At 70.4% G+C, this 22,015-nt stretch carries 19 protein-coding genes; 9 read left to right on the forward strand and 10 right to left on the reverse strand.

Going from position 1 to position 22,015, the window contains the following annotated elements; translation table 11 throughout:
* Window positions 1-20: 20 nt before the first annotated feature.
* Genes ACQPWU_RS36610 through pgsA form a run of 4 tightly spaced genes read right to left on the reverse strand, consistent with a single transcriptional unit; the run spans window position 21 to window position 3,255 of the window.
* Window positions 21-563: a hypothetical protein gene (locus ACQPWU_RS36610; RefSeq protein WP_433429943.1), complete on the reverse strand. Its 543-nt coding sequence runs from the start codon at window positions 561-563 to the stop codon at window positions 21-23.
* A 37-nt stretch (window positions 564-600) separates the two neighbouring features.
* A complete protein-coding gene (locus ACQPWU_RS36615) occupies window positions 601-1,731 on the reverse strand; it encodes a glycosyltransferase family 4 protein (protein WP_433429944.1) in 1,131 nt (376 codons plus the stop codon).
* Window positions 1,728-2,636, reverse strand: coding sequence for a phosphatidylinositol mannoside acyltransferase (locus ACQPWU_RS36620; protein WP_433429945.1), 909 nt, complete (start codon window positions 2,634-2,636; stop codon window positions 1,728-1,730). Before ACQPWU_RS36620 ends, ACQPWU_RS36615 begins: the two co-directional genes overlap by 4 nt.
* Window positions 2,626-3,255 (reverse strand): phosphatidylinositol phosphate synthase, encoded by a 630-nt coding sequence (gene pgsA, locus ACQPWU_RS36625; RefSeq protein WP_433429947.1) that lies wholly within the window; start codon window positions 3,253-3,255, stop codon window positions 2,626-2,628. Before pgsA ends, ACQPWU_RS36620 begins: the two co-directional genes overlap by 11 nt.
* Before the next feature lie 234 nt (window positions 3,256-3,489).
* Between pgsA and ACQPWU_RS36630 the strand changes: the two genes are divergently transcribed.
* The 3 genes from ACQPWU_RS36630 (at window position 3,490) to ACQPWU_RS36640 (ending at window position 9,594) form a co-directional block, all read left to right on the forward strand.
* Window positions 3,490-5,631: an elongation factor G-like protein EF-G2 gene (locus tag ACQPWU_RS36630; RefSeq protein WP_433429948.1), complete on the forward strand. Its 2,142-nt coding sequence runs from the start codon at window positions 3,490-3,492 to the stop codon at window positions 5,629-5,631.
* A 145-nt stretch (window positions 5,632-5,776) separates the two neighbouring features.
* Entirely contained in the window at window positions 5,777-7,339 is a 1,563-nt protein-coding gene (locus ACQPWU_RS36635; RefSeq protein WP_433429949.1) for a glycoside hydrolase family 10 protein, read from the forward strand.
* Window positions 7,340-7,512: 173 nt separating this feature from the next.
* Window positions 7,513-9,594 (forward strand): hypothetical protein, encoded by a 2,082-nt coding sequence (locus tag ACQPWU_RS36640; protein WP_433429951.1) that lies wholly within the window; start codon window positions 7,513-7,515, stop codon window positions 9,592-9,594.
* Window positions 9,595-9,676: 82 nt separating this feature from the next.
* On the opposite strand, the gene ACQPWU_RS36645 is transcribed toward ACQPWU_RS36640, so the two are convergent.
* Window positions 9,677-10,207 carry an HIT family protein gene (locus ACQPWU_RS36645; protein WP_433429953.1) on the reverse strand — a complete coding sequence of 177 codons (531 nt, stop codon included), beginning with the start codon at window positions 10,205-10,207 and terminating at the stop codon, window positions 9,677-9,679.
* Window positions 10,208-10,283: 76 nt separating this feature from the next.
* On the opposite strand from ACQPWU_RS36645, the gene ACQPWU_RS36650 reads away from it, so the two are divergent.
* Entirely contained in the window at window positions 10,284-10,889 is a 606-nt protein-coding gene (locus tag ACQPWU_RS36650) for an Asp23/Gls24 family envelope stress response protein (protein ID WP_433429954.1), read from the forward strand.
* Between the two features lie 52 nt (window positions 10,890-10,941).
* Entirely contained in the window at window positions 10,942-11,667 is a 726-nt protein-coding gene (locus tag ACQPWU_RS36655; RefSeq protein ID WP_433429955.1) for a PIG-L deacetylase family protein, read from the forward strand.
* Between the two features lie 71 nt (window positions 11,668-11,738).
* Here ACQPWU_RS36655 and thrS read toward each other — a convergent pair whose 3' ends face one another.
* The 3 genes from thrS to ACQPWU_RS36670 all read right to left on the reverse strand — a co-directional run bounded on the left by thrS (window position 11,739) and on the right by ACQPWU_RS36670 (window position 15,304).
* Window positions 11,739-13,703 (reverse strand): threonine--tRNA ligase, encoded by a 1,965-nt coding sequence (gene thrS / locus ACQPWU_RS36660; RefSeq protein ID WP_433429956.1) that lies wholly within the window; start codon window positions 13,701-13,703, stop codon window positions 11,739-11,741.
* Between the two features lie 65 nt (window positions 13,704-13,768).
* Window positions 13,769-14,374, reverse strand: coding sequence for a glycoside hydrolase family 25 protein (locus ACQPWU_RS36665; protein WP_433429958.1), 606 nt, complete (start codon window positions 14,372-14,374; stop codon window positions 13,769-13,771).
* Window positions 14,375-14,404: 30 nt separating this feature from the next.
* Complete coding sequence (locus ACQPWU_RS36670) at window positions 14,405-15,304, reverse strand: TIGR03564 family F420-dependent LLM class oxidoreductase (protein WP_433429960.1); 900 nt, start codon at window positions 15,302-15,304, stop codon at window positions 14,405-14,407.
* Window positions 15,305-15,399: 95 nt separating this feature from the next.
* Here ACQPWU_RS36670 and pgm point away from each other — a divergent pair, with 95 nt between their 5' ends.
* Window positions 15,400-17,031 (forward strand): phosphoglucomutase (alpha-D-glucose-1,6-bisphosphate-dependent), encoded by a 1,632-nt coding sequence (gene pgm / locus ACQPWU_RS36675; protein ID WP_433429962.1) that lies wholly within the window; start codon window positions 15,400-15,402, stop codon window positions 17,029-17,031.
* Between the two features lie 358 nt (window positions 17,032-17,389).
* Here the strand turns inward: pgm and ACQPWU_RS36680 are convergent, their stop codons facing one another.
* The gene (locus ACQPWU_RS36680; protein ID WP_433429963.1) at window positions 17,390-18,082 is read right to left on the reverse strand and encodes a DUF2786 domain-containing protein; all 693 of its coding nucleotides are present in this window, start codon (window positions 18,080-18,082) and stop codon (window positions 17,390-17,392) included.
* An 11-nt stretch (window positions 18,083-18,093) separates the two neighbouring features.
* Complete coding sequence (locus tag ACQPWU_RS36685; RefSeq protein ID WP_433429964.1) at window positions 18,094-19,332, reverse strand: hypothetical protein; 1,239 nt, start codon at window positions 19,330-19,332, stop codon at window positions 18,094-18,096.
* A 315-nt stretch (window positions 19,333-19,647) separates the two neighbouring features.
* Between ACQPWU_RS36685 and ACQPWU_RS36690 the strand changes: the two genes are divergently transcribed.
* The 3 genes from ACQPWU_RS36690 to ACQPWU_RS36700 all read left to right on the forward strand — a co-directional run bounded on the left by ACQPWU_RS36690 (window position 19,648) and on the right by ACQPWU_RS36700 (window position 22,001).
* On the forward strand, window positions 19,648-19,914 hold the full coding sequence (locus tag ACQPWU_RS36690; RefSeq protein ID WP_433429965.1) for a hypothetical protein: 267 nt from the start codon (window positions 19,648-19,650) through the stop codon (window positions 19,912-19,914).
* Window positions 19,915-20,060: 146 nt separating this feature from the next.
* Window positions 20,061-21,230, forward strand: coding sequence for a cytochrome P450 (locus tag ACQPWU_RS36695; RefSeq protein WP_433429966.1), 1,170 nt, complete (start codon window positions 20,061-20,063; stop codon window positions 21,228-21,230).
* An 18-nt stretch (window positions 21,231-21,248) separates the two neighbouring features.
* Window positions 21,249-22,001, forward strand: a complete 753-nt coding sequence (locus tag ACQPWU_RS36700) for an HAD family hydrolase (protein ID WP_433429968.1) — start codon at window positions 21,249-21,251, stop codon at window positions 21,999-22,001.
* Window positions 22,002-22,015 lie beyond the last annotated feature (14 nt).

A 22,015-nucleotide genomic window follows, 5' to 3' on the forward strand; every position in this document is an offset into this window, starting at 1 on the left:
ACTGGCTTCCGCAAATGGGGTCATTCAGTTGCCATAGTCGCCGGCGGATTGTCATCGATCTCGAAGAACTGCGGATATTCCGTATGCCCCGCCAGGCGAAGGGTTCTGGCGAGCCAGCGCCGCTGGGCCGTACGGGTGACCGCTACGGCATTGTTGTAGAAGCGACGCGAATAGACCACCTTGGTCACCGCGGTGTCGAGCTCCTCCAGCAGGTCGCCGCCGCCGGGCGACTCCGACAGCTTCTCCCTGAACCGCTCCTGGTCCACGGCGGCACGCAGAGCCCGCGACAGGTCGCTCTCGGCGTGCTCGCGCTCCTCGGGCCCCGCCGTCCTGGCCTCGTGCGCCGCGGCGGCCAGCACCAGGGAGGTGGCGGGGTCGAGCAGGCGCGATCCGGCCAGTTCCAGCACCACCGCCCTGCGCCGCATCAGCGCGGCGTCCAGCGACTCCTGGGCCAGCTCGAGCCGGATGTGCAGGCGGTCGAGCCGGCCCGCGCGCCAGGAGATGTAGACGGCCGTGAGCACCACGACGATGCCCACGATCAGCACGATCATGGTCGAGGTCAACGGTCATCCTCCACGTGGCCGGCAGCGCGTCCCAGCGTCACAGGTCCTCCTCCACGCGCCCGGCGCCGCTCGTGGTGACCGTCTCGTAGACGCGTACGACGTCGCGCGCCACCGTCGACCAGTCGTACTTGCGCACCGCCACCAGCGCCTCGGCGGCCAGCTTGGCCCGGCGCTCAGGCGCGTCGAGCAGTGTGGCGGCCTCCCGCGCCAGCGAGGCCGCGTCGCCGTTGGCGAACAGCGCGCCCGCCTGCCCGTCGCCGAGCACCTTGCGGAAGGCCGGGATGTCGCCGGCCAGCACCGTCGCCCCGGACGCCATGGCCTCGGCCAGCACGATGCCGAAGCTCTCCCCCCGCGTGTTGGGAGCGCAGAAGACGTCGACCGAGTGGTACACGCGGATCTTGTCGGCCTCGCTCACCATGCCCAGCACGGTCACCCGGTCGTGGAACCGCTTGGGCACCCGCTCGAACACGTCCTTGGCGTCGCCGGGCCCGGCGATCAGCAGCTTCAGCTCGGGCCGCTCGGCCGCCAGCGTCTTGAACGCGTCGAGCAGGATCGGCAGTCCCTTGCGCTCCTCGTCCATCCGGCCCAGGAAGCCGATCGTGGCGCCGTCGGGCCCCCAGCCGTCGAGCGGCTCGGCCTCGGTGTAGCGGGAGACGGTGACACCGTTCGGGATCAGCACGGCGTCACCGCCGAACTGCTCGACCAGGCTCTTGCGTGCCGCGTCGGAGACAGCGATGCGGCCGCTCAGCTTCTCCAGCGCGCTGCGCAGCAGCGGCTCGGCCACCGCGATGGCGCGCGAGCGGGTGAACGACGCGTGGAACGTGGCCACGATCGGCCCCTTGGCCGCCCAGCAGGCCAGCACGCCCAGGCTCGGGATCAGCGGCTCGTGGATGTGCAGCACGTCGAACTCCCCCGTGCGCACCCAGCGCCGCACCCGCGCGGCCGACAGGAAGCCGAACGACATCCTGGCCACCGACCCGTTGTACGGCACCGGCACCGCCCGGCCGGCGCCCGTCACGTAGGAGGGCAGCTCGTCGTCGTCGGCCGCCGGCGCGATCACCGACACGTCGTGCCCCTGCGCCATCAGGGCCTGGGCCAGGTCGTCGATGTGCTGTTTGACTCCGCCCGGCATGTCCCACGAATAAGGGCAGACGATGCCGACTCTCATCTTGAGAGGTCTTCCAGCCACAACCGCTGCAACATGTGCCAGTCCTCCGGATGCTCGGAGATGCCCTTCTCGAAGACGTCGGTCAGCGCCTGGGCCACCGCCGCGACCTTCTCCTTCCTGGTGCCCTCGGCGGGGACCGGGATCTCCTCGTGAATGTGGATGCCCCAGTCGTCGCCCACGTTGTAGAGGATGGCCGGGAGCAGCGCGGCACCCGTCTGGACTGCCAGCAGCGGCGGCCCCGCGGGCACCTTCGTGGCCGCGCCGAACAAGCGCACCTCGACGCCGCTCTTGGTCAGGTCGCGCTCGGCGGGCAGGCACACCACGCCACCCTTGCGCACCCGGACGGCCAGCGTGCCGAAGTTGTGCCCGTCGCCGCCGGTGAGCGGCAGCACCTCCATGCCGAGCCCCTCGCGGAAGGCCACGTACCGGCGGAACAGCGACTCCGGCTTGAGCCGCTCGGCCACGGTCGTGAACGGGTGGCCCACGCCTACCAGCCACGCGCCCGCCTGGTCCCAGTTGCCCATGTGCGGCAGCGCGAGCACCACGCCCCTGCCGGCCGCCACGGTGGAGTGGACGTGCTCGGCCCCGATGACGTGGGTCCGGCGCACGATCTCGCCGGCGTTCATCGACGGCAGCCGGAAGATCTCGTGGAAGTAGCGGAAGTACGAGCGCATGCCCGCCTTGCTCAGCTCGCGCAGCTCGCGGCTGCCCACGTCGAGCCCGGTCACCCTGGCCAGGTTGGACTCCAGCCGGCGTACGGACTTGCCCTGCCTGCTCCAGACCCGGTCGGCCAGGAAGCGGAAGATCGCGGCCGTCGGGCGCTCGGGCAGCAGCGGCACGAGCTTCCAGCCGGCCGCGAAGCCCGCGGCCACCACACGATCGGCGAAAGACGCGTTATCGCTCATCTCTCCTCGTCTGCTGGTAGACCGCCACCCCGCGCTGCACCACGGTGATCACGCTGGCCGCCGCGAGCAGCCACATCCCCGCAGGCAGGACGTACGGAACGCCGAGCCCGGCGAAACAGGCCGCGACCAGCGCCACGACCAGCCGCTCCGGCCGCTCGGCCAGCCCCACGTCGGCCGTCAGCCCGAGCCCCTCCGCCCTGGCCTTGGCGTACGAGACCAGGGTGCCCGCGATCAGGCACACCAGCGTCACCGCGGCCATCAGCGTGTCATGCCTGGAGATGAAGTAGAGGATCAGCCCGGCGAAGATGGCCGCGTCGGCCACCCGGTCGAGCGTCGAGTCGAGGAACGCCCCCCAGGTGGAGCCGCCCTTCCCGCCGAGCCTGGCCACCACCCCGTCGAGCAGGTCGAACAGCACGAAGACGGTGATCACGAGGGCGCCCCAGGTCAGCTGCCCCTGGGGGAAGAAGAGCAGGGCCGACACCACCGTGCCGAGGGTGCCGATCGCCGTGACGGCGTTCGGGCCGATCCCGCGGCCGACGAGAGCCCTGCCCAGCGGGGTGAGTATCCGGGTCATGACCGGGCGCAGGAGTTTGAGCATCGCCGTCCGATCGTAGGCCATTGAACGCCTGACAACTTTCTTTGCCCCACCCCCCTTGTGATATCCGCCACACGGGTATTTGGTGAACACACCGCGTCCATGCGGTTTCCAACACCTTCCGCGCGGGCGCGGTCACGGATTGTCGCCTGCCTGAGCGAGCGGAGGAGCGTAGCGACCAGCGTTGAGGGAAGGCGACGGGTCCCGGCGACGGAGCCAAAGCCTCACGTGGTGAGGCCGGAAACACAGGAGGCCGAAGTGGCAGAACGGAACCCAGGCGCCGCCGTGGGAGCCGCGGGCAGGGCACCCGCGGCCGACAGGGCGGATGCGATACGCAATGTCGTGCTGGTCGGCCACTCAGGAGCGGGTAAGACGACCCTCGTCGAGCAGCTGCTGGCCGCGACGGGCACCATTCAGCGCCCCGGACGCGTGGAGGACGGCAACACGGTCAGCGACTTCGACGAGGTCGAGGTGCGCCAGCAACGGTCGGTCAACCTCGCCGTGGCGCCGCTGGTGCGCAATGACATCAAGATCAATCTGATCGACACCCCGGGTTACGCCGACTTCGTGGGCGACCTGCGCGCCGGTCTGCGCGCGGCGGACGCCGCCCTGTTCGTGGTGTCGGCCTCCGAGGGGATCGACGGCCTCACCCAGATGCTGTGGGAGGAGTGCGCCCAGGTCGGCATGCCGCGGGCGGTGGTGATCACGAAGATCGACCACCAGCGGGCCGAGTTCGACGAGGTGCTCACCACCTGCCAGGACGTCTTCGGCGACGGGGTCGCGCCGCTCTACCTCCCGGTGATCACCAACGGCAACGTCAACGGGCTGATCGGGCTGCTGTCCGAGAAGTTCTACAACTACGCCACGGGCAAACGTACGGAGAAGGAGCCGGGCGCGGAGTACGCGGCGCAGATAGAGGAGCACCGCGGCGCGCTGATCGAGGGGATCATCCAGGAGAGCGAGGACGAATCGCTCATGGAGCGATACCTCGAGGGCGAGCCCATCGACACCAAGATCCTCGTGGCGGACCTGGAGAAGGCCGTCGCGCGCGGCAGCTTCTACCCGGTGCTGTGCAGCGGGCTCGGCGTCGGCGCGGAAGAACTGCTGGAGATCATGACCCAGGGCTTCCCGTCGCCTCTCGAGCACCCCATGCCGGAGATCGCCGACCTGTCGGGCAAGCCGGTCAAGTACATCACGTGCGACCCGGACGGCCCGCTCGTGGCCGAGGTCGTCAAGACCACCAGCGACCCGTACGTGGGCCGCATCAGCCTCGTACGCGTCTTCTCCGGCACGCTACGGCCCGACATGACCGTGCACGTGTCCGGCCACGGCCTGGCCGACCGCGGGCACGAGGACCACGACGTGGACGAGCGCATCGGCACGCTGACCAGCCCGCTGGGCAAGCAGCAGCGCCCGGCGGCCAAGGGCGTCGCGGGCGACATCGTGGCGGTGGCCAAGCTGTCGCGGGCCGAGACCGGCGACACGCTGTCCGATGCCGACCACCCGTTGCTGATGACCGCCTGGGCCATGCCCGACCCGCTGCTGCCCGTGGCGATCAGGGCCAAGTCGAAGGCCGACGAGGACAAGCTGGCACAGGCCCTCGGCAGGCTGGTGGCCGAGGACCCGACGCTGCGCCTGGAGAACAACGCCGAGACCAAGCAGCTCGTGCTGTGGTGCATGGGCGAGGCGCACACCGACGTGCTGCTCGACCGCCTGTCCAAGCGCTACGGCGTCGATGTGGAGCGGGTCGAGCTGCGGGTGCCGCTGCGCGAGACGTTCGGCGGCAAGTGCCAGGCGATGGGCCGCAACGTCAAGCAGACCGGCGGCCACGGCCAGTACGCGATCTGCCATCTCGAGGTCGAGCCGCTGCCGTCGGGCGCCGGGTTCGAGTTCGTGGACAAGATCGTCGGTGGCGTGGTGCCCCGGCAGTTCATCCCGTCGGTGGAGAAGGGCGTGCGGGCCCAGATGGATCGGGGCGTCGTGGCCGGCTACCCGATGGTGGACGTGCGCGTCACCCTGTACGACGGCAAGGCCCACTCGGTCGACTCGTCCGACATGGCCTTCCAGATCGCCGGGCAGCTCGCGCTCAAGGAGGCGGCGTCGAAGGTGCCGACACTGCTGCTGGAGCCGGTCGACGAGCTGTCGGTGCTGGTGGCCGACGATTACGTGGGGTCGGTGATGTCCGACCTGTCGTCGCGGCGCGGGCGGGTGCTCGGCACCGAGCCCGTCGGCACGGGGCGCACGCTGGTCAAGGCGGAGGTGCCCGAGCTGGAGATCACGCGGTACGCCATCGACCTGCGATCCATGTCACACGGCACCGGGACGTTCCAGCGGACATTCCTGCGCTACGAGCCGCTGCCACCGAACCTCGCGAACAAGCTGGCCTCCGCCGCGGAGTAAGGCCCTGGAGTATGGCTGGGGGAGCCGGGAGGGCGTCTTGTTCCCCTCCCGGCCCAGCCGATATCATTTGTCACAGAATTATCACGAGTCGATTTCGATTTTCCGTCCCGAGCATGACGGAGTGGCTGCCACACTGGGTGGCATTATGCGAACCGGACGCCCACTCCTGGCCGCTGCCGCCCTTGCGGTCGTCACGACCGCCGCGGCCTACGTCTTCGGTCCCGGAGCCGGGACGAGCCCCGCAGCGAGCAAGAAGAAGACGGCCGTCGCCGCCGCCCCCGTCGAGGCCTGCAAGACCGCCGCCCGCTATCCCAAGCGCCAGCTGCGCGGGGTGTGGATCGCCACGACCACGAATCTCGACTGGCCCTCCAAGCCCGGGCTCTCGCCCGACCGGCAGCGGGCCGAGTACGTGAAGATCCTGGACGCCGCCGCCAAGCGCAACCTCAACGCGGTCTTCGTCCAGGTGCGGCCCGCCTCCGACGCGCTCTACAAGTCGTCGCTGGAGCCGTGGACCCAATACCTGACGGGCAAGGCGGGCAAGGACCCCGGGTGGGATCCGCTGCCGTTCCTCATCGACGAGGCGCACAAGCGGGGCATGGAGTTCCACGCCTGGTTCAACCCGTACCGCGCCTCTTATGGCGGCGACCCCGCCCAGCTGCCCGCCGGCCACCCGGCGCGCCGGCACCCTGACTGGACGGTCAAGTACGGCGGCCGCCTCTACTACAACCCGGGCCTGCCCGCCGTGCGCGACCACGTGACCAAGGTCATCACCGACGTGGTGTCCCGGTACGACGTGGACGGGGTGCACTTCGACGACTACTTCTACCCGTACCCGGAGGCGGGTCAGAAGTTCGACGACTCGGCGGCGTTCGCGAAGTACGGCGACGGCAAGAAGCTCGCCGCCTGGCGGCGCGACAACGTCAACACGCTCGTCGCCCAGGTGGACAAGGCCGTCCACGGCACCAAGGACTACGTCAAGTTCGGGATCAGCCCGTTCGGTATCTGGCGCAACAAGTCGGACGACCCAACCGGGTCGGACACTTCGGGCATGTCCGCGTACGACTCGATTTATGCGGACGCGCGCGCCTGGATCAAGTCGGGCACCGTCGACTACGTGCTGCCCCAGCTCTACTGGCCGCGCGGCCACAAGCTGGCCGACTACGAGACGCTGGCGGCCTGGTGGTCCAACGAGGTCAAGGGCACGGACGTGCAGCTGTACATCGGCGAGGGGCTCTACCGGGTGGGGACCAAGGACGACCGGTCCTGGACGAAGCCCGGCGAGCTGGCCGCCCAGATCGGCGTGAACCGCGATCACAAGCAGGTGAAGGGTGACGTCTACTTCAGCGCCACGAACCTGCTCGCGAACCCCCTCGGCGCAGTGGACCGTGTCGCCAAGGCCTACTACGCCCGTCCCGCCCTGCTGCCCCTGTTCAAGGCCCGCGGCGGCGCGGCCCCGGCCCCGCCCGCCGGGGTCAAGGCCGCCGGCTCCCAGGTGTCGTGGACGCCTTCGCAGGGGGCGCGGGCGTACGCGGTGTACGAGGTGCCGAAGTCCGGCAAGGACTGCCACGGCACGGACGCCCGCAACCTGGTGGCCATCGTCACCAGCCCGTCGTTCGCGGCCAAGTCCGAGGGGACTTACCTGATCACGGCGCTGGACCGGCTCCAGCACGAGAGCAAGGCGGTCAAGGTGACGGTGGAGGCCGTCTGACCTCGCGCACCCTGCCACGCCACCCCTCGACCGCACAGGGCCGCCCCGGCGCACGAGCGAAACGATGCACGTGATACACGCACCCCATGAGAGGGTAGGCGGGTCTGGTGGCGCCGGAACATGACCTTGCTCCACCGTGCCACGGAACCAATCGATCGTGGGAGGTCATCGGGGTGAGGCGCGCGCTAGTCGTACTGGCCGTGCTGATCGGTCAAGTACTGATCGGTCAAGGGCTGTTCACCGGGCCGGCCCAAGCCAGACAGGAGACGGCGGCGAGCCGGGTGGCGCTCATCGGCGTGTCCGGCCTGCACTGGAACGACATCACCCGGGCCGACACCCCCAACCTGTGGGAGCTGGCCAGGTCGAGCGCGATCGGCTCGTTGTCCGTACGTACCGTCGGCGGCGTGACCTGCCCCTACGACGGATGGCTGACCGTGTCTGCGGGCACCAGGTCGGCGGCCGGCTACTGGTGCGGCTCGCCCCCCAGGCCCGAGCAGCAGGGCGCGGGCGCGGCCATCCCCGACTACCGCTACCTCATCGACGTCGCCGGGCAGCGCAACGCCGGCACCCTGGGAGAGTCGCTGAAGGCGGCCGGACAGTGCTCGATCGCGATCGGCCCCGGCGCCGCGCTGGCGCTGGCCGACCGGCAGGGCGTGGTCCAGCGGTACCACCCGTCCCCGTTGCAGGTCAGCACCGCGGACCTGCAACAGTGCCGGATGGTCGCCATGGACGTGGACGACCTGGTGCTCCCCTACCTGACCAGCGGGAAGCTGCCCAAGGTGCCCGACGCGCTCGGCGCGGCCGAGCGCCGTGAGGCGCTGCGGATGGCCGACGCCAAGGCGGGCGCGCTGCTGTCGGTCCTGCCCGCCGACACCACGGTGCTGCTCGCGGGCCTGTCCGACCACGGCTCCGTGCCCCATCTGCGCGTGGCCGCGCTGCGCGAGCCCGGCGCGCAGGGACACCTGCTCGGCGCGGCCTCCACTCACCGCGAGGACATCTCGATCCTGCCCGACCTGACCTCCACCGTGCTGACCAAGCTCGGCGTGCCGGTCCCGAGCACCGTGGTGGGCGTGCCGCTGCAGGTGGGCGGTCCGGGTGCGACGTTCGAACGGCTCCAGCGGGCCGACGCCACCGCTCAGGCCATCCGCTCGATCAAGGGCATCTACTTCACGGTCGTGGCGGTGCTGCAGGTGCTGTTCTACGTGATCGCGTTCCTGCTGCTGCGCCGCCGCAAGGGCCTCGCACCGGTACGCTTCGCGGCCGTCGCACTGGCCGCCTTGCCCGTCTCCAGCTACCTGGTCAACCTGCTGCCCTGGTCGAGCCTGCCGCAGCTGATCGCCGGGGTGCTCGGGTGGGCGGCGGTCGTCACGGGGGTGGCGTTCGCGGGGCCGTGGCGGCGCAGGCCGCTCGGCCCGCTGGCGGTGGTGGCCGGGCTCACCGCGCTGACGCTGGCGGGCGACCTGCTGACCGGCACGACGTTGCAGCTCAACAGCGTGATGGGTTACAGCGCCGACGTCGGGGCCCGCTACTACGGGCTGGGCAACATCCCGTTCGCGCTCCTGGCCACCGGTACCCTCCTGGCCACCACGGTCATCGCGCACCGGTGGCCCGGCAAGGTGGGGCTGGTCGCGATCGTGGTCCTGGGGGCGTCCGCGATGGTCCTCGGCGGATCCGGGATGGGCAGCGACTTCGGCGGCGTGATCGCGTTCGTCCCGGGCATCGCGGTGACTGCGCTGATCCTGGCGGGCAAGCGCGTCTCGCTGGTGAAGCTGGGCGCGTTCCTGGTGGCCGGCGGGGTGATCGTGATGACGTTCGCCTGGATCAACTACATGAAGCCGCCGGACGAGCAGACGCACCTGGGCCGGTTCGTGGGGCAGGTGCTGAGCGGGGAGGCGTTCGACGTCATCCTGCGCAAGCTTCAGGCCATGCTGGCCACCCTGCTCAGCCCCAACCTGATGCCGATCGTGATCGCCGCCGCCGCGTTCCTCGTGTACGCGATCATGCGGCCCGAGCAGGCGTCGGCCGGTGTGGTGCCGGCCGCGTTCGAGCACTCCCCCGCGCTGCGTGCCGGCCTGATCGGCACGCTGGTCAGCGGCGTGGTGGGCATGCTCGTCAACGACTCGGGCGCGGCCGTGCTGTCCATGGCGCTGGCGCTGGCCGTACCGCTCCTGCTGGCCACCGGCATCGGCGTGCTGCGGCGTGACCGCGAGAATGTCGCCGGACCCGTCACGGATTTAGCGGCCGCGACGAAGTGACGCCGCCCCGGACGTAGCGCCGCTCGTCCGGTGGAGGGAAGGGCGCCGAGCGCCTCACGCCACCGGGTGTCACGGGCTCGGGTCAGTCCCAGGCGTCGGCGATCAGCTGGCGGGTGTCGCGGAGCAGCTGCGGCAGGACCTTGGTCTGGGCGACGACCGGCATGAAGTTCGTGTCGCCGCCCCACCTGGGCACCACATGCTGATGCAGGTGCGCGGCGATGCCCGCGCCGGCGACGTGGCCGAGGTTCATGCCGACGTTGAAGCCCTGCGCCCCGCTGGCCTTGCGCAGCGCGCGCAACGACTTCTGTGTGAACTCCCCCAGCTCGACCAGCTCGGCCGCCACCAGCTCGTCGTAGTCGGACACGTGCCGGTAGGGGACCACCATCAGGTGGCCGGAGTTGTACGGATAGAGGTTGAGCACGGCGTAGACCGTCTCGCCCCTGGCGACGATCAGGCCGTCCTCGTCGCTCATCTTGGGGATCGCGTCGAACGGGCAGCCGTCGCCGGGACCGTTGCCCGTCGGTTTGTTCTCGCCCTTGATGTAGGCCATGCGATGCGGGGTCCACAGACGCTCGAAGTTGTCGGGGGCCCCTGCCCCTGCCTGATCGTGCATAACTAGCAGCATAGGACCACGGACAAACGGGGGGACCTTCCGGCACAATCCCAAGCACCGCCTATAGGAGGCCGCGATGAGCGACGCTTTAGCCGAGCACCACGCCCCACCGACCACCCAGCCCGCCCCCGACGCCCCGGATCCGGCCGACCTCGCTCCGGACCCGCCCGCCGATCCCGCTCCGGAACCGGCCGATGGCCTCGCGCCGGACCCGGTCACCGGCACCGGCTCGGGCCCCGCCCCGGCACACTCGGAAGCCCCGTCCTTCGGCCCCGTCGTGAAGGGCCGGATCAAGGTCGCCGACGAGGTGGTCGAGAAGGTCGCCGCGCTCGCGGCCCTCGAGGTGGCCGGGGTCGCCGACCTGGGTGGCGACCTGGCGCGGGCCTTCGAGTCCGTACGCGACCGCATCGGCATCGGCTCCCGCCGCGCCAACCAGGGCGTCAGCGCGCAGATCCAGGACCGGCAGGTGGCGGTGAGCGTGACCATCGTGGTCGAGTACGGCCACGTGGTGCTGGAGGTCGCCTCCGAGGTCAAGACGAACGTGGCCAGGAACGTCAGCCACATGCTCGGGATGCGGGTCGCAGAGGTCAACGTGACAGTCGACGACGTCCGCCTCCCCGGCGAGCCCCGCCCGCCCTTCCGCGAGGCCCCCGACGACGAGGATCTGCCCGCCACCCCCTGACCGGGACCGGCACCCCTTCCACGTCCTGCAAGCCGTGCCTAGGGTGTGGGCCATGACCGGCGAACTCGAACCCATGCCCACCGACTGGCAACGCGCGCTGGCCGTCGTCGCCCACCCCGACGACCTCGAGTACGGCTGCGCGGCGGCCGTGGCGACCTGGACCGACGAGGGCCGCGAGGTCGTGTACGTGATCGCCACCAGGGGCGAGGCAGGCATCGACACGCTGACGCCGGCCGAGGCCGGGCCGTTGCGGGAGCGGGAGGAGCGGGCCAGCGCGGCCGTCGTCGGGGTGACGAGCGTGGAGTTCCTCGACCACCCCGACGGGGTGATCGAGTACGGCATCGCGCTCAGGAAGGACCTGACCGCCGCCATCCGCAGGCACCGCCCCGAGCTCCTGATCACCTTGAACCCGGACGACACCTGGGCAGGCGGTACGTACTGGAACACGCCCGACCACCGAGCCGTCGGCAGGGCCGTGCTGGACGCCGCCGGAGATGCCGGCAACAGGTGGATATTTCCGGATACGGACGCCGAGCCCTGGAACGGCGTCCGCTGGATCGCCGTCGCGGGCTCCGACTCCCCCACCCACGCCGTGGACGTCACCGACGGCCTGGAGCGTGGTGTGCGCTCGCTCACGGAACACCGCGCCTACATCGAGGCGCTCACCGACGAGGACCCCGAGTCGTACGCCCGCAACCTGATCGAGGGCTTGGCCCACCAGCAGGCCGAACGCTTCGGCGGCCGCCCCGCCATACCATTCCGCCTGTTTCCCCGCTAATCCGCCGCCGGCCACGGAGCCGGGCAAGGAAAAAGGGCGGAGCCGCCGACTCCGCCGTTCTCCGCAACAGGTCAGACCTGGACGCGACGCTCCACAGAGCTGACGATCTCGGCGATGGCCTCGTCGATCGGCACGCCGTTCTTCTGCTCCCCGTTCCGGTAGCGGAACGACACGGCGCCGTTGGCGATGTCCTCGTCGCCGGCCAGCAGCATGTACGGGACCTTCGCCTTCTGCGCGTTGCGGATCTTCTTCTGCATCCGGTCGTCGGAGGCGTCCACGTCGATCCGGACACCGCGCTCGCGCAGCTTCTTGGCCACATCCTGCAGGTACGGCACGTGCGCGTCGGCGATCGGGATGCCCGCCACCTGCACCGGCGCCAGCCAGGGCGGGAAGGCGCCCGCGTAGTGCTCGGTCAGCACGCCGAGGAATCGCTCGACCGAGCCGAACAGCGCCCGGTGGATCATGACCGGGGTCTGCCGGCTGCCGTCGGCCGCCTGGTATTCGAGCCCGAAGCGCTTGGGCTGGTTGAGGTCGAGCTGGATGGTGGACAGCTGCCAGGTGCGGCCGATCGCGTCCTTGGCCTGCACGGAGATCTTCGGCCCGTAGAACGCCGCGCCGCCCGGGTCGTCGACCAGCTCCAGCCCCGACTCGGTGGCGACCTGGTGCAGCGCCCGCGTGGCCTCCTCCCACTCCGCCGGGTCGCCGATGAACTTGTCGGAGTCGTCGCGGGTGGACAGCTCGAGGTAGAAGTCCTCCAGGCCGAAGTCGCGCAGCACGCTGAGCACGAACCTCAGCAGCGACTTGATCTCATCGGCCATCTGCTCCCTGGTGGTGTAGATGTGCGCGTCGTCCTGCGTCATGCCGCGCACCCGGGTCAGCCCGTGCACCACACCCGACTTCTCGTAGCGGTAGACCGAGCCGAACTCGCACAGCCGCAGCGGCAGCTCGCGGTAGGACCGCCCGCGCGCCCTGAAGATCAGGTTGTGCATCGGGCAGTTCATCGGCTTGACCCGGTATTCGATGCCCTCCAGCTCGAAGGCCGGGAACATGTCGTCGGCATACCAGGGAAGGTGCCCCGACGTCTCGAACAGCGACGACTTGGTGATGTGCGGGGTGTTGACGAACTCGTAGCCCGCCTCCGCCTGCCGCCGCCGCATGTAGTCTTCCATCTCCTTGCGGATGATCCCGCCCTTGGGATGGAAGATCGGCAGGCCGCTGCCCAGCTCCGGCGGGAAGCTGAACAGGTCGAGCTCCACGCCCAGCTTGCGGTGGTCGCGCTTTTCGGCCTCCTCAAGCAGCTTGAGGTAGTCGTCCTGCTTGTCGCGGGACTCCCAGGCGGTGCCGTAGATGCGCTGGAGCTGGGGGTTCTTCTCGCTGCCGCGCCAGTAGGCGCCGCCCGAGCGCATGAGCTTGAACGCCGGGATCGACCGGGTGGACGGCACGTGCGGGCCGCGGCACAGGTCCTTCCACTGCAGCTCGCCGGTCTTGGGGTCGAGGTTGTCGTAGATGGTGAGCTGCCCCGCCCCCACCTCGACCGACTCCTCCTCGGCGGCGCCGCCCTTGAGCCCGATCAGTTCGAGCTTGTACGGCTCCGCCGCCAGCTCCTCACGCGCCTCGTCGTCGGACACGGGCCGGCGCGAGAACAGCTGCCCCTGCTTGACGATCTCCCGCATCCGCTTCTCGATGCGCTTGAGATCGTCGGGGTGAAACGCCTGGGCGACGTCGAAGTCGTAGTAGAACCCGTTGTGCACGGGCGGCCCGATGCCCAGCTTGGCCTCGGGGAACAGCTCCTGCACCGCCTGCGCCATGACGTGGGCGGTGGAGTGGCGGACGATGGCCCTGCCGTCCTCGCTGGAGATCTCGATCGGCTCGACCGCGTCGCCCTCGGACAGCGGGTGGGCCAGGTCGCGTAGCTCGCCGTTGACCCTGGCCGCGATGACCGTGCGGCCGTCGGCTTCGAGCGCCTCGCCGGCCGTCGTGCCGGCCGCCACCACACGCTCGGCTCCGGCGAGGGTGATGCGTAGCTCGGCTGACACGGTGACTCCCTTTGATCGCGCCCCGGCGCTCAACACCGGAGCTGCTTCGATGGTGAACACCGATGCTATCGCGGGTGAAACCCCAGCTTTGTCAGCTCCTGCCTGGTCCCGTGGAAGATGTTGCGGTCGAGCGGGCTGTTCGCGTACTGGTGGATCGTCCAGTCTCGCCACGGCCGCGGCACCACGGGCTGGCCGCGCGGCCGCTCCGGGTTGGCGATCCACAGCGGGTATTCGCCCAGGCCCGCGCAGTGTCCGCCGCCCGCGAACGACAGGAAGGTGTAGACGAACGGCCGCACGCCGCCGTGCCGCTCGATGTGGTGGCACCAGCGGCGCGCGTAGCGGGCGACCTGCTCGGGGCGCAGCCCGTCGTTGGTCTCCAGGTCGAGGGCCACCAGGTCGCCGCGTCGCAGGCCCCCGGCGGACCTGATCGTGGCCAAGAAGTGCCGCGCCTGCGCGACGGGATCGCCCTTGGGCCTGGCGAAGTGATAAGCGCCGCAGACGAGCCAGCTCTCGCGCATGCCGTTCCAGTTACGCGCGAACCGTTTGTCGGTGAAGTCGCCGCCCTCGGTGGCCTTGGCGAACGCGAAGGCCACTCCTGCCTCCGCATGATCAGTCCAGTCGACGGTCCCCTGCCAGTTGGACACATCAATGCCATGGAGCAAACGATTCACCCCGCCGGAGTTTATTGAGATGTCTTCCGATCAGCCCTTTGCCGCGCCGATCAGGAGGTTTCGCGTGCGTTCCTTGCCGGCGAACACGGAGCCCACGAAGTCTGTCACGCCGGCCTGCCGCAGCTCGTCCAGCTTGGCCAGCACGGTGTCCTCGTCGCCGACGATCGCGATGTCGCCCGGGGTGGCCGCGCCCTCCCTGTCGAGCATCGCACGATAGGAGGGAAGCTGTCCGTACACCGCGAAGATCTCGTTCGCGCGATCGACGGCGGCGGCGGGGTCGTCGGTGACGCAGATCGGCAGCGCGCAGACGATCCTGGGCTGCTCGCGGCCCGCCTCGGCAGCCGCCGCCTTGATGGTGGGCGCGATGTGCTCGGCGACCGTCTTGGGGCCGGTCATCCACAGGACGGTGCCGTCGGCCGCGGTGCCCGCCAGCTTGAGCATGCGCGGGCCGAGCGCGGCGACCAGCACGGGGAAGCCGGCGCCCGGCGTGGTCAGCTGGAGGTCGGCCCTGAGCGTCTCACCCTCGTACTTGACGTGCTCGCCCCGGCTGAGCGGGAGCAGGATGTCGAGGTACTCCTTCATGTGCCGGTAGGGGCGCTCGAAGCTGTGGCCGTACATGCCCTCGATGACGATCTGGTGCGACAGGCCGATGCCGAGCGCGAGGCGCCCGCCGAGGGCGGCGTTGGCGGTCATGGCCTGCTGGGCCAGGACGGCCGGATGGCGTGGATAGGTGGGTACGACGGCGGTGCCGAGCTCGATGCCGGGCACCTGGTTGCCGGCGGCGGCCAGGGCGGTGAGCGCGTCGAGGCCGAAGATGTTGGAGAGCCAGGCGGAGGCGAAGCCGTCGTCCGCCGCCTGGGCGATCTGGTCGCGCAGCCCGCCGATCGGGTCGGGCCCTTTCGGCTCGGTCAGGTAATATCCGAATCGCATAACAGAACTCCGTTCTAGTAGCTGACGCGACTGTACCTTCCCATGCCGTCGTGCGGTCATCCGCGAGCCCCAGCCGGATTTGTAAAGTGGCCTCTATGACGCACGATCGCGCAGGACAGCCCGCTCAGCCCGCCGACCTCGTCGACGTCGCCAGGCTCGTGACGTCCTATTACGCCCTGCATCCCGACCCCGGCGACGCGGGGCAGCGGGTGGCGTTCGGCACGTCGGGACACCGGGGGTCGTCGCTGAAGACGGCGTTCAACGAGGACCACATCCTGGCGACCAGTCAGGCCATCTGCGACTACCGGCGGTCGAAGGGGACCGACGGGCCGCTGTTCCTCGGCATCGACCCGCACGCGCTCTCCGAGCCCGCGCGGGTGTCGGCGCTGGAGGTGCTCGCGGCCAACGGGGTCGAGGTGCTGATCGACACGCGTGACGGCTACACGCCGACCCCGGCCGTCTCGCACGCCATCCTGCGGCACAACCAGGGGCGCACCACCGGACTCGCGGACGGCGTCGTGATCACGCCGTCGCACAACCCGCCCGGCGACGGCGGGTTCAAGTACAACCCGCCGCACGGGGGGCCGGCCGACACCGACGCGACCACGTGGATCCAGGACCGGGCCAACCGGCTGCTGGCGAGCGGGCTGGAGAGCGTGCTGCGGGTCTCGTACGCCAAGGCCCTGGGCGTGGTGGGGCGTTACGACTTCCTCGGGATGTACGTGGACGACCTGCCCTCCGTGGTCGACCTGGACGCGATCCGGGCCGCCGGGGTCCGGATCGGAGCCGATCCCCTGGGCGGGGCCAGCGTGGCCTACTGGGGGGAGATCGCCGAGCGGCACCGGCTCGAACTGACCGTGGTCAATCCGCTGGTGGACCCGACGTGGCGGTTCATGACGCTCGACTGGGACGGCAAGATCCGGATGGACTGCTCGTCGCCGTACGCGATGGCCTCTCTTATCGCCAACCGGGATAAATACGATATTTCCACCGGAAACGACGCCGACGCCGACCGGCACGGCATCGTCACCCCCGACGGCGGCCTGCTGAACCCCAACCACTACCTCGCCGTCGCCATCTCCTACCTCTACACGCACCGCGACGGCTGGCCCGCCGACGCCGGTGTGGGCAAGACCATGGTCAGCAGCCAGATCATCGACCGGGTCGCGTCCTCTTTGGGACGGCGGCTCTATGAGGTGCCGGTCGGCTTCAAGTGGTTCGTCCCGGGGCTGCTCGACGGGTCGCTGGGATTCGGGGGCGAGGAGAGCGCGGGGGCGTCGTTCCTGCGGCGGGACGGGTCGGTGTGGTCCACCGACAAGGACGGGATCATCCTGGCGCTGCTGGCCTCGGAGATCCTGGCCGTCACCGGCAAGTCGCCCAGCGCGCACTACCGTGAGCTGGTCGAGCGGTTCGGGGAGCCCGCGTACGCCCGGGTGGACGCCCCGGCGACGCGCGAGGAGAAGGCGGTGCTCGGGAAGCTTTCGGCGAAACAGGTGACGGCGTCGTCACTGGCGGGCGAGCCGATCACGGCGGTGCAGACCGCGGCGCCCGGCAACGGGGCGGAGCTGGGCGGGGTGAAGGTCTCGACGGAGAGCGCCTGGTTCGCCGCGCGGCCTTCGGGGACGGAGGACGTCTACAAGATCTACGCCGAGTCGTTCCGCGGCTCCGACCACCTGGCCAAGGTCCAGGAAGAGGCCCGCTCCCTGGTCTCCGCCGCCCTCGGCTGAGGATCCCGCCCCCGCCCCTCCGGCCGCCCGCACGGCTCGCCATCCGCGGGCACGCGCCTGTCCCGGTCTGGGCCGCGCACAGCCCTGAGGTGGGTGCCCGCTGGGGTCTCGCGCTGGGAGGCCTCCACACCGAGGTCGCCCACCCGGCTGAACACGCGCCGCGCAGCGCCTCGGCGGCGTGCCCCTGCGAGGGCCGGGCGCGTGAGGCCAGGCGAGCCAAAGGCGTGCCCCTGCGAGGGCCAGGCGCGGTGAGGCCAGGCGAGCCGCTTAAAGCGTGCAGCGAGCCGCCAAGCGGGCGCACGAGGCTGCAGAGGCGGTGGGGGCCGGGAGAGGGGCCCAGCGGGCGCGTGAGGGGGGTTCAGCCCGGGGTCAGTTCGGGGGCGGTGGCGACGGTCATTCCGGTGCGGCCGAGGTCGGCGCGGCGGCCGGCCGCCACCCCGTCCCGGTAGCCCGTGCCGCTCGTCCGGGGCACGCTCACCCGGATCCTCGGGTAGCGGGCCGCCACCACCCGCTCCACCTCGGCCCGGCGGTCGGCCAGCACCAGCGCGGCCCCCGTGCTGGCCTCCTCGGCCCGGGACTCCGCCGCGCACAGCAACCGGTACACCTCGTCCGTGAACCCCAGCAGCCACGACCGGCGGTACGCCCGCACGGAGGTCACGTCGCCGGGCACCCGCACGCGCGCCAGCCCGGTCGCCATCTGCAGCAGCAACGACGTGGCCAGCAGGTCGGCCCGCTCCAGATCGGCGGCGAACCCGAACACGTGCACCCGCTGGCCGCCCTCCTCCCCACGCCCGATGAGGAGGGGACGGCACCGCACCGCCTGCGCCACCAGGCTGACGAGGCGGGCCTTCTCCCTGGCCCAAGGGTTGGGCAGGGTGACGGTCCGGTCGCCGGGTGTCTGCCGCGTGCCCGCCGGGGGGAGCGAGTCGATGCCGTGCTTGGCCATGAGCGCCGACGCGGCCGCCATGAACGTCGCGCGCTCGTGCTCGTTGTCGGTGCGTTCGGCCTTGGCCAGGAGTTTCCTGACGCGTTCGAGCGTGCGCTCCCGCAAGCGTGCTCCCCCTACGACTTGGTCAGGACCCTCCCGTCGTCCGCGATGGCGGGGAAGGCGCCCGTGTCGACGATGCCGTGCTGCTGGAACAGCGCCTCGATCAGGGCGTGTGCCTGCGGCTCGAGCTTCCACAGGGCACGATACTCGCGCGCCGTCGCCAGCGAGATGCCGATCTCCTGGGCGATGTCCACCGTACGAGGCACGATGCCCTTGGCGATCTGGCGGTCCCAGAACGCGCGTGCCTTGCGCATCAGCGCCGCCCGCTGGGCGGTGTCGACGACCTGCGGGGTGGTGTCGAGCACCTCGATGTCCTCGTCCTCCTCCTCGACGAGCTCGGCCAGCGCGGGCGGCAGCGCCGGGCGGGCGGGCACCGGATGGTGGTCGGCCTCGGGCTCCCACGGTACGCGGGGATCGGCGTCGATGAGGGCGGTGGTGTTGTACAGGGCGGCGATCTGGGCCAGGAGCGCCTCCTGGCGGGCCTGGTCGACGGCCAGCCCGGTGTGCTCGACGGCCTGGTCCATGGCCTTGTCGAGCTTGGCCAGCGCGGCGCGCAGCTTGCGGTCGGAGGCCCCGCCCTCGCGCAACGCCTTGGCCCGCTTGGCGGCCAGCGCGACGCGGGTCAGCCTGCGGTGGGCGTCGACCTCGCTCGCCGTACGGTCGCTGACCTCGGCCAGGCCCATCCTGACCAGCAGCCGCTCGGGCGTCAGACGCCAGTTGATGCGGCCGGTGCCGCGGATGCGGTGGCGTTCGATGGCCATGCCGCGCTCCCACAACCAGGCGGCCACCAGCGGCGCGGCCAGCCTGAACATCGCCTCGGGCAGGCTGCGCGCGTCCATGCTGGACAGCACTGCGGTCAGGCAGGTGAGGGCCCACACGGCGATGCCGTCGATCCCGGCGGAGAAGTTCTCGCGCATGTTGCGGCGGGCGCGTACCGCGCTCGTGATGATCGCGACCTCGATGAACGCGAACAGCAGCAGCCTGAGCGGCCCGTCCAGGCCCAGCACGTCCCCGGAGAAGCGCCACATACCCTGCGCCGACACGCCGGTGGCGATGGACGCCGCGACGATGGTCAGTACGTCCTCGATGGGACGGGGGGCGACGTATCGGGTGATCAACCAGGCGATGGCGCGCCAGGCGACCCTGATCACCAGGAACGCCAGCGCCAACCCCGCCAGGCTCAGCAGGGCGATGACGGCGGTGGCGAGCGGCTTCTCGGTGACGAAGGCTGCTATTTCCTCAAATGTCGGCATCAGTCACTATCCGTGAGGCTCAAACTCCGGCTCTATGCGACGAGATCATCGCAGAATGTCGCCATCTTGTACGCCAAACGGCATCTGCCGCCCCATTTTGCCCCTGTTTCACTGCTGTTCCGGCCTTGCCGGAAGGGTGTGGATGACGCGGAGTGGTGGCCGTGCGACCGATGGCGGAGCGCCGCGGGTGACGCGGAACGGTGGCCGAGGGGAAGGGCGGCCTGACGGGACACCGGGGTGGCGCGAGGGATAGAGGCGTGGAATACGGCTGTTCGTGTGGCGGGGGCGGGCGCACAATGGCCCGGAAGGAGGGGAATGGTGAGCAAACGATCGCGCAGACGTCGTGCTCTTCCCAGCGGGGCGCCCGCCTGGCCGCCCGGGTTCGGGCCCGGGGAGCCGCACGGGCCCGAAGGGAAGGACTTCCCGTTCGACGACCCGCCAGAGGGCGGGGTACGGGAGCCGCGTAAGCCCAAGCCCGCCCCGCCGTCGTTGTCAGCCGAGGCGCCGCCGCCCGAACCACCACCCCCGTACACCCACCATCGGAGCGAGGCGACCACGGTCCTGGCCGGGCAGGGCGGATAGATCGTTCCACCGCCGTGGAGAAGGGGTCCGTAGGGTGAGGTGGAAATTCGTCCTTTCGGAGGGCAACATTCACCGTTCCTGATGGCACCATCTATGCAGGGATTTATCCCGACATGGTGTGATGTATCCCAGCAGGACGGATATCGATGTCAGACAATGAGTTCCCCCTCGTCCAGTTCATGCGCGAAGGTTTCGACCCGGTGGGCGAGCTCGGACGCATCCGGACCGAGCACCCGGTCTTCCCCATGGAGATCCCCGGCGGCCAGACCGTGTACCTCGTCACCCGCTGGGAGGACGTTCGGAGCGTCCTGGGCGACCATGAGCGCTTCAGCAACGACTTCGCCGGCGTGATCGGCCTGGGCTCCAACCAGGAGGACCCGGGCGGCCTGGGGTTCCGCGACCCGCCCGAGCACACACGGCTGCGCAAGTACCTGACCCCCGAGTTCACCATGCGCCGCCTGCGCAGGCTGGAGCCGCGCATCGAGGCGATGGTCCAGGAGTACCTGGACCGCATCGAGGCGAAGGGCTCCCCGGTGGACCTGGTCGAGGAGTTCGCGCTCCCGATCCCGTCGCTCGTGGTGTGCGAGCTGCTCGGAGTCCCGTACGAGGAGCGCGCCGGCTTCGTGAAGATCAGCAAGGACCGGTTCGACTTCACGGCCGGGCCGGAGGCGTCACTGCAGGCGATCAACGACGCCATGACGTATCTGACCGACCTGGTCGCGCGGGAACGGCAGAACCCGGGCGACGGGCTGCTCGGCCAGCTGCTGCGCGAGCACGGTGACGAGCTCGACGACCGTACGCTCGCCAGCATGGCCGACGGTCTGCTGACCGGCGGGCACGACACCAGCACCAGCATGCTGGCCCTCGGCACCCTGTGGCTCCTGCGCAACCCCGAGCAGGCCGCCAAGGTGCGCGAGGTCGACGGATACGTCAACGACGTCGTCGAAGAGCTGCTGCGCTACATGACGGTCGTCCAGGTGGCCTTCCCGCGCTTCGCCCGCGACGACCTCGAGCTGCACGGCGTGCCGATCAAGAAGGGCGAGATGGTGCTCTGCTCGCTCACCGGCGCCAACCGCGACCCCGCCCTGGGCGATGACATGGACCAGGTACAGCCCGGCAGGGAGATGGCGGGCTCGCACATGGCGTTCGGCCATGGCATCCACCGCTGCATCGGCGCGCCGCTCGCTCAGATGGAGATGCGCATCGCCTTCCCCGCCCTGCTGCGCCGCTTCCCGGGGCTGCACGTCGCGGGCGAGGTGCCGTTCAGGGAACTCGCCATCGTCTACGGAGTCAAAGAGCTACCCGTCGCCTGGTAGAGAAGCTACGTTCGCAATGTGAACGAGCCTGTCATCGACCTGACCTCGATCAGCGCCGTCGTGTTCGACACCGATGGCGTGGTAACCGACACCGCTCGGGGGCACGCGGCCGCCTGGAAGCACGTCTTCGACGCGTTCCTGCGCGGCCGCTCGGCGCCGTTCGACATCCGCGACGACTATCTGCGCCACGTGGACGGCCGCCCGCGCCTCGACGGCATCCGCGCCTTCCTCACGGCGCGCGGCATCACGGTGCCCGAGGGCTCACCCGACGACGAGCCGGGCGCGGCGACCGTGCACGGGCTCGGCCTGGCCAAGGACCAGATCTTCATGGCGCAGGTGGAGAAGTACGGGGTGGCCGCGTTCCCGTCCACGGTGGTGCTCCTGCACGAGCTGCGCCGGCGCGGCGCCCGTACGGCGGCGGTCTCCGCCAGCCTGCACGGCCGCAAGCTGGTCACGTCGGCCGGCGTGATGCACCTGTTCGACCTGCTGGTGGACGGCAACGACGCGGCGCTGATGAACCTGCCCGGCAAGCCCGACCCCGCGCTCTTCCTGGAGGCGGCGCGCCGTCTGGCGCTGCCCGCGGTCAAGGTCGCGGTGGTGGACGCGGCATTGCCGGGAGTGGAGGCGGGCAGGAAGGGCGCGTTCGGGCTGGTCGTCGCGGTGGCCAGGGAAGGCGGCGCGGCCGAGCTGCGCGCCGCGGGCGCCGAGGTCGTGGTGTCCGACCTGGCCGAGCTGGCGATCCAGGGCAAGGTCCCGCCCGTGACGTCGTGACCCTACCCTTGACG

The sequence above is a fragment of the Nonomuraea sp. CA-141351 genome (genome assembly GCF_050944675.1).
In the GTDB taxonomy this organism is placed as follows: domain Bacteria; phylum Actinomycetota; class Actinomycetes; order Streptosporangiales; family Streptosporangiaceae; genus Nonomuraea.